Consider the following 16,337-nt stretch of genomic DNA (forward strand, 5'->3'; position numbering starts at 1 on the left):
AAAATGAATATCAAAAATATAAAGACATACATCCTGTCGGGAATCCTAGCCCTCTCGATGTCTTCCTGTCTTGATAAGTATCCTGAGGATTCTATCCGCATGGACCAGGCTATCAACACGGTGGGCGACATGGACAAGCTGGTGTACGGTATCTACGACAGTTTCAAGAGCAGCGCCCTCTATTCGGGCAATCTGACAATCCTGCCAGATCTGCAGGCAGACTTCGTGTACTGCGTGAAGGGCTACTCTAATGCCTATGGCGATATCTACCGTTGGAAAGATATCAAGGCTACCAACACCGATATCGAGGCGGTATATGGTGCGCTTTATGGTGTTATCAACAATGCCAACTTCCTGCTCGATAATGTAGATAAGGTAAAGGCAAACACCAACAGTGATAAGGAGCTCGACAAGTTGGAGCAGTATCAGGGCGAGGCTTACTTCGCACGTGCCCTGGCTTACTCTGAGTTGATCAAGTGTTTCTGCAAGGCTTACGATAGCGATGAGCAGGCAGAGAAGGAACTCGGCGTGGTACTCACAGAGCACTATTACGGCAATGAGCCACAGAAGAGAGCCACTCTGAAGGAATCATACGAATTCGTATTGAGAGACCTTGACAAGGCTGCCGAATATCTGAAGGTAGACGAAGACTTCACAGGAAGTCTCTACAACGAGATTTACTTCAACGAGTATACCTGTCATGCCTTGCGTGCGCGCGTATCCTTATATATGCACAAGTACGATGATGCCATCAAGTATGCATCTAAGGTAATCGGCAGTAAGTATTATACATTGGAGAAGGCTTCTTCCAACACCTATTCAAACCAGGTGAACGATTACAAGTATATCTGGACCTATGGTGATTCGCGTGAGGCTATCTGGAAGGTAGGCTTCACCGTGAACAGCTATGGCGGTGCACTGGGTACCATCTTCGATAACTACAACTATGTAACTTATCGTCCAGACTATGTGCCTGAGACATGGGTCATCAACTCATTCGACAGCAATGACCTCCGTGCTGCAGCAATCTTCACAACCCGTGTAACCGGTTATGAGCACGGTTTGCAGTGGTCTTTGCTGAGCAAGTATTTCGGCGATGCAGAATTCCTGAACAACAATATCCTGCATGTTCACCAGCCAATGGTGTTCCGTCTCTCAGAGCAGTATCTGATACGTGCTGAGGCTTACGCCATGAAGAAGGACTACGCTAAGGCAGGTAAGGACATCTCTACCTTGCGTACAGCCCGCTACTCTTCATATGGTGGTAACACCTCGATGAGCGAGAGCAACGCCATGAAGATAATCGAGGCAGAGCGCGTGAAGGAACTCTATATGGAAGGCTTCCGTCTGAACGACCTCAAGCGCTGGCACAAGGGATTTGAGCGTAAGGCTGCCGACCAGCCTGCTGCCAACTTCGTGCAGAGCAGACTGAAGGTTGAAAAGGATGACCCTCTCTTTGTCTGGCCAATTCCTCAGCATGAGCTTGAGGCTCCAGGTTCTGAGATTCAGCCTAATGAAAGTAACAAATAAAATAAGGAGACGATCATGAAGAAAATAATGATGGGATGTTTGGCAGCCGTAGCTGCACTCATCGCTCTTGTGAGCTGTTCACAGGATTATACCACTTATGCTGGTCCAAGTCATATCATGTTCTCTGATACGCTCTATCAGTATGCTGTACAGGAAAGCAATGAGGTTTTCAATGTGCCTGTATCTGCAACCGAAAAAGCTGACTACGACCGCACCTTCGGCGTGGAGGTAGTAGACAAGCAGAGCAATGCCATCGAGGGTAAGCATTACCGCATCCTCAACAACACCGTTACAATCAAGGCGGGCGAGATGGTAGGAAATGTGAAGGTTCAGGGTATCTATGATAACATCGGCAAGACCGACTCGCTCGGCTTCACCCTGAAACTGGTGATTCCGGAGAAGTATAACTGGACAGATCTCTATAAGGACTATGCCCACGTGGTAATGCAGAAGTCTTGTCCTTTCGATATCCACAACTTCTCTGGCTGGTGCATGGTAACATCTACCTTCTACAGCAAGTATCTGAACAACGTAACCAACCGTCTGATCAAGACTGAGGTAGTGGAAGGCGAGGAGAATACCGTTCTGCTGAAGGATGTTTACTATAAGGGCTACAACCTGAAGTTGAAGTTCAGCACCAAGAACATTCTTGAGCCAAAGGTAGAGATGGACGACCAGATAGCCGGTGAGACCGGCGAGGCGTTCGGTACCATCTATGGAGACGGCAAGTTGCGCATCAGCCAGCCTTCTCTCTATACCTCTTATTATAACACCTGCCAGAACTATGTATTGCAGTATGTCAACATGAGTGTTGACAACAAGGATGGTTCAAGCTTCGGCAACGTAGGAACCTTCATCACCATGTATGAATGGATCAGCGATGCAGAGGCAGAGAAATTGAAAGAACAAGGATATTAATCGTAGAATAAAAAGAAAATGAAAACATTGATTTCAAAATATTGGCTCGTATTGATGGCGCTGGTATCAGTGACTCTGTTCACAGCTTGTTCCAGCGATGACGATGCCGTAACTCCTGTGTTCCCACAGGTAAAGACTATCGGCGGTGCAGCTGGCGCTGAGTTGGACTTCACCTTCGATGCTAACGAGAGCTGGAGCCTTTCTTCAGACAAAATCTGGTGTAAACTGGTGCAGGGCGAGAAAACAGACGCCTTCGTACTCAATGGTACTGCAGGCAAGCAGACCATCAAGGTTAAGATTACTGGTGATGATGCCAGCGATGATATGAGCGTGGCTCAGCTCTTCCTGAATATGGGTGGTCAGAAGGTTGCCATCGCTGAGGTTAAGCGTTCGGCTGCCGACCATATACTGACGGTTTACGATGCGGATGGCAATGATATCACCAAGACAGGTATCACTGTAGGTTACAATGTATACACCAAGTTTACCGTAAAGTCAAACTTCCGTTTTGCGGTTACCAATACTCCAGCTTGGGTAGACTTGGAAGGCGGCTTCCTGGTAGGTACACCTAACAAGGATGCTGTAGGCGGTGTTGCCTTCAAGGAGAATCAGGGCGTAAGTGCTAAGTATGCCATCGCTAAGGACGGCAACTACACCATCACCTTCACTTCTGAGGATGGCAAGGCTGCTGTAACCGTACCTGTTATCTATAATGGTATGACCACCAGCACCATGGATGTTACTTATCCAACCTCTTCACAGTGGGCAGTATGGAATGTATCTCTCGATGGTAAGGTGTTCACTCAGAATGGTTCTAGCCTGAATGGCGGTGAAACCAACGATTTCACCTTCTACACCTTCGTTCCTTTCACCCTCAAGACTTTGGGTGATGCTTACCAGCTGGTAGTCTTCGAGAAAAAGGAAGATGGTCTGCGCGAGGAAACATCCGGCGCTGTGAAGTTGCAGGGTGAGAAGGGTGACGTGAAGCTCACAGTCGCTCCATTAGGCAGCGGAATCCGTGAGTTCCTGGTCTATGCATTGCCACAGAGCGTATTCGAGAGTCTGGAGAATGGACTCGACGGAATGCTGGAGGAAGACTTCATGACAGTGAAGAGCGATTACGACCGCTACTTCCTGATGGATGTTGTCCAGAAGGAAGAAAAGAAGGGCGATTCTGAGGTTACTGCTCCGATTGTTACCAGCATGGGTATGGAGGCAGATTGTGCCTTGACAACCAATGAGGAGTTTAAGTCATATGCTGAGGGCATCTTCAGTTATACTGGTAAAGAAGTGTTTGAATCAACAGTTTATGGTGGTTATGTAGCCATTTATCCTCAGATTGACGGATGGGATCCTACAGCTGGAGCAAAAGTAGTCATTTACGACGGTACAGGAAACCCTGTTGATGTTAAAAACTACGAGGTAGGACAGGACGATAAGGGTATCTATGTTGGCTTGAATGCCGATAAGCTCACTTATCCTATCCTTGCTGGTTTCACCGACATGCAGAGAGTATGCCAGCGAGTGGTCATTATCAATAATATGGGATTTAGAAGCAAGAGAAAGTAATGAAGACATTCAGAAAATATAGTAAGGCACTCTTGTTGCTCTTGGTCTCTCTCCTGACCTTTGCAGCAACAAGTTGCTCGGATGATGAGACCGAGGGTTGGGACGGCACATACGGATATGTGCAGTTCAAGCTCAGCAAGAAGGTTTCTTCTAGAGCTACCCGTGCTGCTGCCCTTGACAAACTTGAGAAACTGGATGATGCCAAGAAAATCAAGGTGGTCATGGAGCACAACGGTACAACTGTCTCTCAGACACTGGTGCTCAATTCTTATAATTCAGAGAATGCAGAGTATGGTCTGAGAAGTGAAAAACTGCAACTCGCTTCGGGTACTTACACCGTCATCGGTTTCTATCTCTATGATGCGGTAGACGAAGAGTTGCTGGCTTCTTCTGCCGGCGAAACATTCACTGTAGTAGGTGGCGGTCTGGAAGTACAGAACCTCATGGTGGAGACTGTGGAGCGTGGTAAGGTGAAGTTCAATCTCGTGAAGGAGTGGGAGAAGACCCGTGCCGGTGGTACTGAGTATCTCTTCTCTAACATCCGTCTCGTTGATGTCAGCGTAACTAACCTCTTTACCCGTGAGACCTATACCTTCCCTGAACTGAAGGTGAAATATAAGGAGTCTAGCGTAGAGCATCAGAATCCAGACAATGAGAACGATAAGTATATGGACACAGGTACAGCTTACTGCGATTCTACCGTATGGCTGCCTGCCGGTACTTATCAGGTTACCTCTTATACCACCTACGGCAAGACAGGTGCGGTGAAGACCAAGTACGAAACCCAGCCTGTAAAGGGTAAGGCGTTTATTGTAGAGGATAATCAGCTAAATGATACAGCTCAGGTGCCTATCCTCCTTTCCAAGACAAAGGAGTATATCAAGGACTATGAGGCTTTGAAGGCTATCTGGGAATCTCTCCATGGTAAGGAGTGGAGCTTCTATGGCGATGCTACCTTCAAGGGAGCTAACTGGAACTTCAACAAGGAACTCGATATGTGGGGTGAACAGCCGGGCGTAACGCTCAACAGCAACGGCCGTGTCATCGGTCTCATCATCGCCGGTTTCGGTGCAAAGGGAATCGTACCTGATGCCATCGGACAGCTGACAGAACTCCAGGTGCTCAATCTCGGTTCTCACGATGAGAAGATTGGTGCCAACATCTTCAATGATTATGATGCAAACAGTCTGACTGCTGCAAAGAAGAGCAGCATGCGTCACGACTATGAGAACAAGTTCCTGAAGTATGACCCACGTGCCAACATGTCGGATATGATTGTAGAAAGCTACAACTCTGATCCTAAGGTGGCACCGAAGAACAGAATCAAGAAGGACAGCCGCATCAACCTGAAGGATGCGCAGATCGGTACATTGACCAACAAGATTACAGGTGTATCTAAGGCCATCTATCGCCTGACCAAGTTGCAGCAGTTCTACATCGGTAACTCTTCTATCACAGCCGATGAGGTTTGTGCGAAGTTCTACAATGCTGATGATCCTGTTTATGGTAAGTTTGCGAAGGAGTTTAAGGATGAGGATTGGGACAAGATGGAAAACCTGACCGATATCGAACTTTACAACTGTCCGAAGATCAGTCGCATTCCAGACTTCTACTATAATCTCCCTAAATTGCAGGCGATGAATCTGGCACGATGCAAGGGAATCTCAGCCAACCAGTTGAGAAACGACTGGACTCGCTTAGCTGAGGGGAAGACCGGTAAGACGCTCCAGATTCTCTATATGAGCTACAACAACCTGGAGGAGTTCCCTGAGTCATCTGCCTTGAGCAAGATGGTGAACCTCGGTCTGCTCGACCTGGCTTACAACAACATCAAGAAATTGCATCCGTTCGGTTCTGAGGTAGCGCTTTCTTCACTCTATCTGAACAACAACCAGATTGAGGAGGTTCCTGCTAATCTCTGTGCCTTTACAGATGATGTGGAGAGTCTGACCTTCGCCCACAACAAACTGAAGAAGATTCCGAATATCTTCGATGCAAGTTCGGTTCGCGAGATGGGTTCTGTAGACTTCTCTTACAACGAGATTACAGGTGTAGATAAGAGTCATGGTACCTACAAGGGTATCAATGCAGCAACCGTTACTCTGTCGAACAACAAGATAGAGAAGTTCCCTTCAGAGCTGTTTACAGCCGGTTCGCCAATCACAACCATCGATTTGAGCGGCAACCAGATGCGCACCATCCCTAAGGGTTCCATCAAGGGCAAGAAGGCTTATCTGCTGCAGGTCATCGACCTCCGATTCAACAAGTTGACATCCCTCTCTGATGACTTCCGCTCAACCACATTGCCATACATTACCAATATGGACTTGAGCTACAACTGCTTCACCGAGGTGCCAACCCAGCCATTGAACAGTGCCGTGCTCCGTGCCTTTGCCATCAACCACCAGCGTGATGAGAATACCGACCAGCGTTGCCTGCGTACATGGCCTACAGGAATCACAACCTGTCCGAGCCTGATCCAGTTCCAGATTGGTTCCAACGATATCCGTAGGGTAGAAGAGACACTGACCTCTCACCTTTATATCCTGAATATCGCAGACAACCCTAACATCTCTATCGATGTAACCAGCGTCTGCCCATACATCAAGGCAGGTATGTATAAGCTGTTCTACGACAAGAATCAGGACATCCGCGGTTGCGATGCTTTGGATCTCGAAAATTAAACGAATAGAAAGTAAGATAATATGAAATATATTAATAAACTTACATGGCTCCTCGTTCTGGGTGCAGGTCTGATGACTGCATCCTGCAGCGATAGCGATGATGTAGATATCCCAGGCGGACTCGCCATCGACAAGGAGCAGATTGAAATAGCAGCTGAGGGCGGTAGCGAACAGCTTGCCATTGCTGCCTCACAGAATTGGGTGGCTAACGTGGATGAGCCTTGGCTGATGCTCACTCCTGCCAATGGCGTGGGTTCTACTACTGCAACTGTGGTAGTTGACTCTACTCTGATGAGCGGACGCCGTACTACCGATATCGTCTTTATCGGCGATAACGGTCAGCGCCGCACCGTTTCCGTAAAACAGTTTGGTTATGGTAAGCAGATTGACATCAAGGAACCAACTGTAGAAATCGAAAATTCAGAATCATACGATAAGCGTGCTTTCGAGAGTTTGATTTCTGCCAATGTGGAATGCAAAATCGGTAAGATAGAGTATTCTTTCGAGGGTGATATGACTGATGCCGAGAAGGCAGAAAACGAGAGCGAGCGTGAAGGTTGGCTTCTGAATAGTAAGGATGAGGATAAACTGACAGGTACCAATCTCGGAATCGTACTTGATAGAAAGGCGCGTCCTCGCAGCGTGAAGTTCAAGTTCCGCTGGGCGATGAACGTGGTTCCTGCCGTTCGTGTGGCTAAGGTTCATCTCGTGCCAGTCAAGGCTGAAGACCAGCTGGTAGATGCTGATGGCAATCCTACAGATGATGTCATCCTGACCGTTCGTCAGAAGGCAGCACCTAAGATTGAGGACAACCGTGCCGGTGACTCTCTCTCTGTCATCATGATCAACCAGAAACTGGGTAGCATTGCTACCTTCGATTCCAGCGATAACATGCGCAACTGGAGCGGCGTAACGCTCTGGGAAGCTACTGATGCTTTTGTGAAGGATCATCCTGAGGCTTTAGGACGAGTACGTTCTGTCAAGTTCAGCATGTTCAACCTCAAGAGTGGCGAAACTCTTCCTAAGGAAGTGGGCAACCTCAAGTTCCTGGAGTCATTCTCTGTTGCTGCCAACGAGAACAACCAGATTCGTGAGGTGAACCTTGGTGATGAAATCTGCTCGCTGAAGTATCTGAAGAATCTTACCGTTCAGGCTTACGGTCTGACTCAGTTGCCTGCTAACTTTGTTAATCTGGGCAAGAGTCTTGAAACGCTCAATCTGGTAAGTAACAACTTCAACAAGTTGTCGGATATCACCAATATCGTCAACGAGAAGAACTTCCCTAAGTTGCGCAATCTCATCCTCTACGCACAGCGCCGTACGGATGTTGTCACCAACATCGCTTCGCTGGGCGAAATGAATGCATCAGGCGTCTATGTTTATAATAACTATCCTATCGGATTGTATGGTAAGGTAAATGCCGGAACCGCAGACCGCCAGGCGCTTCTGAAGCTCCTTACATGGGAAAAATTGAATTCCCTGGAGTTGTCATACTGCTTCCTGGAGGGTGAACTTCCAACAGATGAAGAGATGACTGAAGCTTTGGAGGCTGCCGGCAAGGCTACCCGCTACAGCAGGGCAGACTTCTCTACCAATAAGGCTGATTATCTCGACAAACTGGTAGGTGATACCTGTAAATGGTTGCTCTCTGGCTGGGATAATCCAGTAACTTGCAAGCACAAGGATGGTTCTGTAGTTTATGAGGATGTTTATCCTCTCCAGGTGCCACGTGTATTGCCAAACTGCCGTCAGTTGTCGCTCAACCTTAACTTCCTGACTGGTGCGGTGCCAAAGTGGATTCTTTATCATCCACATCTGGTAGAATGGACTCCTTCTATCATGATCTTCAACCAGCAGCCTAAGGGTAAGAACAGCGATGGCGCTGCCGTTGGTTTCTCTAATATGACAGAAGACAGCTACAGCTACGACTACTATTACGGAATCAGCGACCCAGGTAGCAAGTGGGAGGTTCCGGGTGTAGCTTATCCGCTCTACTACCGCAAATACGTGGCAGCAGGCGATATTAATGAAGCTGCGCTGATGGCTAAGTACAGGAGAACTAAGAAAAAGTAAGATAAACATAAAAACAATATAGAAGCAAACAATGAAGAAAAAGTTTTTCTATATAGCAATGGTCGCATTGGCATTGACGGGCTGTTCTGACAGCCTGTCAACCATCGGCTCTTCTGACGGCAATTCAGAAATCACCATCCCTGCAGATGCTGCGGCGGGTGAGTTGCTGATTAAGTTCAGTCCGGAAATGAGCGATATCCTCGACCAGGCACAACTGGGCAAGACTCGCGCCGGAAAGGCTACCCGTTCGGGTATTCCTTCTACCGACGAGGTGCTCGACATCCTGGGAAGTTACAGCTTCGAGCGTGTGTTCCCGGTAGATGCAAATACTGAGGCAAGAACCCGTGAGGCGGGTCTTCACCTCTGGTATACGGTGAAGTTTAACAAGGGTACAGACCTGAAGGCGGCTGCCGAGCGCCTGAAGCAGTTGGGTGAAATCTCAAAGGTTCAGACCAACGGTCGCATCAAGCGTGCTTACAATACCGACAGCAAGCGTATCTATCTCAGCGATAAGGCACTTCAGCAGAAGGCTACCCGTTCTGCTGCCGATGACTTCCCTAATGACCCAGGCTTTGCCAGCCAGTGGCACTACCGTAACCTGGGCGAGGGCAACTATGATTTTGAGAACCTCAACAATAATCACGTGGGTGCTAAGGCTGGATGTGACGTGAATGCACTTGAGGCATGGAAGACCTGCACAGGCGATCCTTCTATCATCGTGGCTATTCTTGATGAGGGCGTGATGTATACGCATCCTGATTTGGCAGCCAACATGTGGTGCAACCCGGGCGAAAGTGTTCAGGGCGCCCAGACCGATGGTGATGGCAACGGATACGAAGGTGACCTTCACGGTTATAACTTCGTAACCGAGAGCGGCGATATTACCTGGACTGATGCCAATGACTCTGGTCATGGTACTCACGTAGCTGGTACCATTGCTGCCGTAAATAATAATGGTAAAGGTGTTTGCGGTGTAGCCGGTGGTGACGGAACTCCTAACTCTGGTGTCAAGATTATGTCTTGTCAGGTATTCTCCGGTCAGAACAGTGTAACCTTGGCAGGCGAGGCGAGAGCCATCAAGTATGCTGCCGATAATGGTGCAGTCATCCTGCAGTGCAGTTGGGGTTACAACTCTTCAGAGTCTAGCATCATCAACGGTTATACTCCGGGTCCTGCTACCGAGAAGGAATGGGCAGAGACCTATCCGCTGGAGAAGGAGGCTTTGGATTACTTCATCAACAATGCCGGTTCGCCTAATGGTGTCATCGACGGTGGTATTCCAGTCTTCGCAGCCGGTAATGAGTATGCTGGCAATCCTGCTTTCCCAGGTGCTTACTCTAAGTGCGTCTGCGTATCTTCAGTAGCTGCCGACTATACTCCAGCCTGCTACACCGATTTCGGTTCGCTCGTAACCCTGAGCGCTCCTGGTGGCGACTTGGAATATTACAGCAAGATTGGCGAACAGGAAGATGAATACTGGGCAGAGACAACAGAACAGAAAGGTGCTGTGCTCTCTACGATGATCAAGAACGGTCAGCCTGCTTACGGCTATATGGAGGGAACCTCTATGGCTTGTCCTCACGTTTCGGGTGTGGCTGCCTTGGGTCTCGCTTATGCAGCCAAGACGAACCGTCATTATCGTGCTGCCGACTTCGTAGCCCTGATGAAGAAATCAGTAAAGGAACTGGATAGTCATTATCAGAATGGTGCAACCAAGACCTACTATATGAACCATACTACCGTAGGTGCTTCGCCTGAGATCGTACAGCTCTCTAAGTACATCGGCAAGATGGGTGCTGGTCTGATTGATGCAGCTCAGCTCTTGAATTACATCAAGAACAAGGAATTCAGTTCTGATATGAAGTTGCCTAACGTGTATGTGGGCATCGAGAAGACTGTTTCTCTCAACCTCGCTGCATATTTCGCAGGTCAGACAGAGGACTTCTCTTGCTCAGTAGTGAATGGCAACGTAGCTTCTGCTTCGGTAGAAGGCAAAACGCTCACCGTGAAGGGACTCGCTGCCGGAAGCACATCGCTCACCGTAACAGCTGCCGATGGTACCAGACAGACCGTAGTTGTGACCGTTAGAAAGAGTGCCGGTAACAATGGTTGGATGTAATTGGATGTAATATGAAGATATTTGCTTTCCTATCGCTTTTCTTCCTGGCTTTGCCTGTTACGGTGAATGCGCAGGAGGAACAGCTGAAGTTTGAGCATCCGCTTATCGATGCAGGTACGATGACCGAGGACGATGCGCCTCGCACCTTCACCTTCGTAGGTAAGAATGTGAGCAAGAAGATACTGCACATCACACAGGTGAGAACCACCTGTGGATGTACCAGTTCTTATGTCAGGGGCGATGTGATGAAGCCTGGCGATACCTGTCAGGTGCAGATCACCTTCACGCCTAACCGCTATCCGGGCACCATCAATACGGGTGCTTATCTCTATCTGAAAGAGGTAGAGGGACAGCCTGCCGTTAAGCTTGCCTTAACGGGCAAGGTGCTACCGGGTGCTGACCAGTGGGCACGCTATCCGCACAAGATGGGCGCACTCAGACTGAAACAGGCGAAGGCAAGTATCACAGAGGTAAAGCCGGGCACAGAGCCTGAGGCACGCATCCTCTGCGGAAACAGCGGCGACAAGCCGCTCCGTATATCCAGCCTCCTTCTTCCTCCTTATGCCCGTCTTACGACAGAGCCTGAGGTGATAGAACCGGGTGATGAGGCTGACCTCGTCATCACCATCATAGCCGATAAGATTCCGGCTACGATGCCCGAATCCTTCACCTTCCCTGTTATTCTGGAGGGCTTGGATGCCCGTCCGTCTGACAGAACGATACAGGTCGTTGTAAAGGTAAAAAGGTAAAAAAGGAAAAAAGTAAAAAAGAAAAAAATACCAAGACAATGAAATATTTGAAAAAACTCTTCACCCTCCTGGTGATTGCTTTGTTTGCCTGCGGCTTTACAGCCTGCAGCAGCGATGATGAGGAACCGGAGGAGCGTTCTCTGGAAGTTACACCTGCCAATCTTCATGGCACATGGGAGTTGGCTGAGTGGAACGGTGAACCTCTTGCTGAGGGCACATACTGCTACATCGTTTTCAACCGCAAGGACCAGACTTTCGAGATGTATCAGAAGTTTGACAGTATGTATGGTCGCCATATCACCGGTTCGTTCGCTATCGAGAACGATCCATACCAGGGTTACATCATCAGCGGAAGCTATGATTACGGCATGGGCGACTGGAACCAGAGTTATCTCGTAACCCGTCTCTTGAAATCGGGTTCCATGATATGGACCGCCAAGGACGATGTTACCGACATCTGCCGCTACAAGCGTTGCAATGAGGTTCCTGCTAAGATACTCAAGGATTGTAAAGATCTCACTGAAGAATAAAAAAAAAGAGCGAATTATCTGCAAATTCTGCGGATTATTCGCTCTTTTTTTGTATCTTTGCCCTCAAACTTATCATCGGGTTCAAAGTTTAAGGATATGATATTAACGATTACAGGTTCAGACAGCACCGGAGGCTCTGGTGTGCAGGCGGACATCAGGACGATTGCCGAGTTGGGCGGTTATGCTGTTTCGGCAATAACCAGCATCACTGTGCAGAATACGCTCGGTATTCAGGAGTTCTTCGATATTCCTGCCGAGATTGTTTCGGGGCAGATTGAGGCTATCATGAACGATATGCAGCCTGATATAGTGAAGATAGGTATGATACGCAGGGTGGAGACGCTGAATGTGGTCATCGATGCCCTGACCAGGTACCGTCCTGCCCATATCATCTATGCCCCTGCGATCTGGTCGAGCCAGGGCGATGCGCTGATGACCGAGGATGTGGTGAGCCAGATCAAATACCGTCTGCTGCCGCTCTGTTCTGTCGTCGTGTCACGCAAGAAGGAGAGCGACATCATTCTTCAGAATTCCAAACTGCTGAGCCTTGCCGAGAAGCAGGGGCTCCGGATCTATCGCCTCGACAATGCCAATTCGCATGGTCTCATCAACCGTTTCTCTTCAGCTCTTGCCGTCTATCTGAATCAGGGCAAGAAGATGGAGGAGGCGTTGGCGATGGCGCAGGATTTCATCAATGTAGAACTCGTGCGCCAGAGCAATCTGCAAGGCAGAAGTTCCGAGCTTTACAACCAGTTTATCTCGCAGGTGAATAACTTCTGCCGCACTTATAGCGATGTTCATTTCTATGCCGACCAGTTGAATGTGAGTGGCCGTTATCTGGCTCAGGTTACCCGTCGCATCTCCGGCAAGACGCCGAAGGCAATCATCGATGAATACATCGTGAAGGAGATAGAGCGCGAACTTTCTACCACCACGCATACGGTTCAGGAGATAGCCAATACCTTCGGTTTCTCATCCCAGGCTCATCTCACCAAGTTCTTCAAGAAGATGAGAGGGGTTACGCCTTCTGCTTTCAGGCAGAAAGGATAAGTTAGTTTATAGTTGAAAGTTTATAGTTTATAGCAATCTTGCTAACGGCTACGCCCTATCAACTATTAACTTTTTTATTGGGGGGTTAACAGGGTTAACAGTTAACAGCTGTTTTTTGCATGGTCCCTCTCCTTTTTACCTATATAATAAATATATATATACTTATTTTTATATGTGAGTAGGGGGAAGTATGCATTTTTGGGGTGTTAACTGTTAACCCTGTTAACCCCTGGCTGTTTTTCTACCCATTTTGTGCTCCTGCTTAAGATAGCTAAGTGCCTTATATTAAGATAGCTAAGTGTCTTATATGAAGACAGATAAGTGTCATCAATGATGACCGCCACGAGGCTTAAATGATGCCTCGTGAGGGCGATAATCTGCTATCATGCAGGCTGTTTTTATTACATCCCGATGCATTTTTTAGTGCATCCCGATGCAAAAAACGGTGAGTTTCTAGCCGAAAAGTTATGACTTTCGCATCAAAAAACTATGAGTTAGTTTTTTTTACATAAAGCTCTAAAGCAGCCAAAGCGCAAGACTCTTTTACCTGATGTTGCCTACATCATTTTTACATAATAAACTGGGGGATAAATATTATGTGAGAAATGATGTGAAAAGTTTGGCGGTTTGAGCAATTTTCGGTATTTTTGCACCGAGATCATTTTAATTTACTGAGCCTACTTTCAACAAGCCTTACTTTTTTAAGTGGACTCAGTAAATGACAAAGGTGATTCTTTAAACTTAAAGGTTATATTAATATGGTTGTTAAGAGATTTTTTATAAATATATCCATGTTGTTCTTGGGTGCGCTTCTGTTGAAAGCTAATAATATAATAGCAAGGGATATGGGAGTTAACAAAGGTGATGTTCCGGCAAACATTGCTATCCTTGATTCTGATAGTAACGTTGTTGCCAAAAACATGACTGGTATCTCGGATTCTACAGCAATCTCTCTATCTGATGTAGAGGTGATAGGGCATCGCAAAAACATAAAGTTGTCTGGTCATAATTTACTCGTAGACGTAGAGCATGATTCTATTCTTAACCATCAGAATGATATATATGAACTGATTGGTAAGGTTCCTGGTGTCTTACATGTAGGGAATTCGTTCAATGTGTTGGGTAAGGGAGCCCCGGTCTATTATTTAAACGGGCGTAAGGTGAGAGATCAAAGTCTTATCGATAACTTACCAGTTGATCAAATCAAATCTTTAAAAATCGTTGCTATGCCTGGGGCGGATTATGACACATCGGGTTCACCTGTGATTGGTATAAAAACTAAGATTTTAGGAGATGGTGTGGCTTTTAATGCCATTGGAAATATCACTCAGGCAAAGCATTTGGCTCATAAAACAGGTTTCTCTTCAACATACAATTCTGGAAAATTTGATTTGTATGGTAAGTATTACTATAGGAGAAATAATGCTTCCGAAAGTTCTGATTATGATAAACAGGTATTAGCAGATACCATTTGGAATAAAATGCAACATATTGAAAGCTTAACGCATTCCGGTAGTCATACTTATTCTGCTGGTATGACTTATCATCTGTCTGATAAATCAGAACTAGGAATGCTTTATAGTGGAATGTACACGGATGGAAAGGTTGAGACTCGGGATACATTTAGTGTAGTGCCAAATGCAGGACCTGCATATTATCTCTTTGATAAGAATAAATCCAAAAACAACCTCCTTACGCATCATGTCAATATATATTATGATGCAAGTTTGAATCATGCTTGGCACGTGAGTGTAGTGATGGATTATATTTCTAAAGCATCGAACACTAATTCTGCTTTAAAGGAAAATCATATAGATACGAGTTCTGAGGTTTCATATATAAGACATTCTAAATGGAATGTCCTGGCTTCTAATTTCCATGCTACCCATGATTTTGGAAAGTGGGGCACTTTGGGTATGGGATATGATTTCAGCTATAGTGAGGGATTAGACAAGATAGATTATGAACGGTTGAAGTACGATGGTCGCTTTGAGAATAAGGAAGTTAAAAATGCTGTATTTATCAACTACGAATTACCCTTGGGGGACTTTTCTTTAAGTACAGGAATACGTTATCAGAATCTATATTCCCGTCGGAAGAATGAAAAGGCGTCTGTGATAGAGGCGCATAGTGATAATACATTCTTGCCATCGGTAACCCTAAGCTATAGTCATGGATTGTTGGTGCAGAATCTTAGCTATTCGATAGGAACAGAGCGGGCTAATTATGCAGATATGAATGATAATGTGACGTATGTGAACCGTTATGAGCAATCTAAGGGTAATAGCCAGTTGAAGACAGCCATCACTCATAGCTTGTCTTATCTGTTGATGTATAAGTCCTTGTTTCTTACATTAAATTATGATTATGTTTATCGTCCATTATTGCCGGTGATTTATTCTTTGGAAGGTAACTCAGCTATAACGGTTTCGTCACAAGATAATTTGTCGCATCGTCAAGCTTTGTCGGCGATGTTGAATTGGCGTAATACCTATAAATGCTATACTGCTTCGTTGACAGGATTCTTTCAGAAGTCAATTATGCATTATCCGGGTATTGATGGAACAACATTTCATGATGGACATCCGTCGACAATTCTTAATTTTGATAATGATTTCAAGCTTCCTAAGCATTTTCTGCTCTCTCTGTCTTGGCAACAAGTCTGGGGTGGATACATGGAGTCGATAAATGTAAAATCATCTTCTTCTGTCAATTTGAGTATCAAAAAATCTTTCTTGAACGATAGATTGCGGTTATCATTAGATGGGTATGATATTTTTAATGGAGATAGAAATCGTGCTTGTAGACAAATCTATGATGTTAGATCTAGTTTTAATACAAAGTATGAAACTCGAAAAGTCGGATTGACGTTAACATATCGTTTCCATAAGATAAAAGAAAGAGAGAATCAAACATCAGCAGAGGTAGAAATGGAGCGACTTGGTATTCCGAAAGAATAGACTTTTCTTTGGTTTTCTAATAAAACTAAAAGGCGTTTGATATGGAATAAAAAGAATCAGATAATATAGAGTTGAAACTTCTTGATATCCTATCAAAGTCCAATTTGGAGCGAGTTTGTTTTGTTAACACATAGATAAATCTCTCTTGCAGAATC

The 16,337-nt window shown here is 46.2% G+C and carries 10 protein-coding genes; all 10 read left to right on the forward strand.

The features are described from left to right. Positions 1 to 3: 3 nt before the first annotated feature. The 10 genes from FO447_RS13590 to FO447_RS13635 all read left to right on the forward strand — a co-directional run bounded on the left by FO447_RS13590 (position 4) and on the right by FO447_RS13635 (position 16,182). Entirely contained in the window at positions 4 to 1,530 is a 1,527-nt protein-coding gene (locus FO447_RS13590) for a RagB/SusD family nutrient uptake outer membrane protein (RefSeq protein WP_200756826.1), read from the forward strand. A gap of 15 nt (positions 1,531 to 1,545) precedes the next feature. After that, entirely contained in the window at positions 1,546 to 2,448 is a 903-nt protein-coding gene (locus tag FO447_RS13595) for a DUF4984 domain-containing protein (protein WP_200756827.1), read from the forward strand. 18 nt (positions 2,449 to 2,466) lie between these two features. Further along, positions 2,467 to 4,017: a DUF5003 domain-containing protein gene (locus tag FO447_RS13600; protein ID WP_200756829.1), complete on the forward strand. Its 1,551-nt coding sequence runs from the start codon at positions 2,467 to 2,469 to the stop codon at positions 4,015 to 4,017. After that, positions 4,017 to 6,701 (forward strand): DUF4458 domain-containing protein, encoded by a 2,685-nt coding sequence (locus FO447_RS13605; RefSeq protein ID WP_200756831.1) that lies wholly within the window; start codon positions 4,017 to 4,019, stop codon positions 6,699 to 6,701. The genes FO447_RS13600 and FO447_RS13605 overlap by 1 nt, the downstream gene beginning before the upstream one ends. Positions 6,702 to 6,722: 21 nt before the next feature. Then, on the forward strand, positions 6,723 to 8,774 hold the full coding sequence (locus tag FO447_RS13610; protein WP_200756833.1) for a BACON domain-containing protein: 2,052 nt from the start codon (positions 6,723 to 6,725) through the stop codon (positions 8,772 to 8,774). 31 nt (positions 8,775 to 8,805) lie between these two features. Beyond that, a complete protein-coding gene (locus tag FO447_RS13615; protein ID WP_200756835.1) occupies positions 8,806 to 10,893 on the forward strand; it encodes a subtilase family N-terminal domain-containing protein in 2,088 nt (695 codons plus the stop codon). Between the two features lie 11 nt (positions 10,894 to 10,904). Beyond that, entirely contained in the window at positions 10,905 to 11,642 is a 738-nt protein-coding gene (locus tag FO447_RS13620) for a DUF1573 domain-containing protein (protein ID WP_200756837.1), read from the forward strand. A 47-nt stretch (positions 11,643 to 11,689) separates the two neighbouring features. Continuing rightward, a complete protein-coding gene (locus FO447_RS13625; RefSeq protein ID WP_200758597.1) occupies positions 11,690 to 12,172 on the forward strand; it encodes a lipocalin family protein in 483 nt (160 codons plus the stop codon). Between the two features lie 96 nt (positions 12,173 to 12,268). After that, positions 12,269 to 13,222 carry a hydroxymethylpyrimidine/phosphomethylpyrimidine kinase gene (locus FO447_RS13630; RefSeq protein WP_200756839.1) on the forward strand — a complete coding sequence of 318 codons (954 nt, stop codon included), beginning with the start codon at positions 12,269 to 12,271 and terminating at the stop codon, positions 13,220 to 13,222. 758 nt (positions 13,223 to 13,980) lie between these two features. After that, positions 13,981 to 16,182: an outer membrane beta-barrel protein gene (locus FO447_RS13635; protein WP_200756841.1), complete on the forward strand. Its 2,202-nt coding sequence runs from the start codon at positions 13,981 to 13,983 to the stop codon at positions 16,180 to 16,182. The last annotated feature ends 155 nt before the right edge of the window (positions 16,183 to 16,337 follow it).

The sequence above is a fragment of the Segatella copri genome, assembly GCF_015074785.1.
Classification (GTDB): domain Bacteria; phylum Bacteroidota; class Bacteroidia; order Bacteroidales; family Bacteroidaceae; genus Prevotella.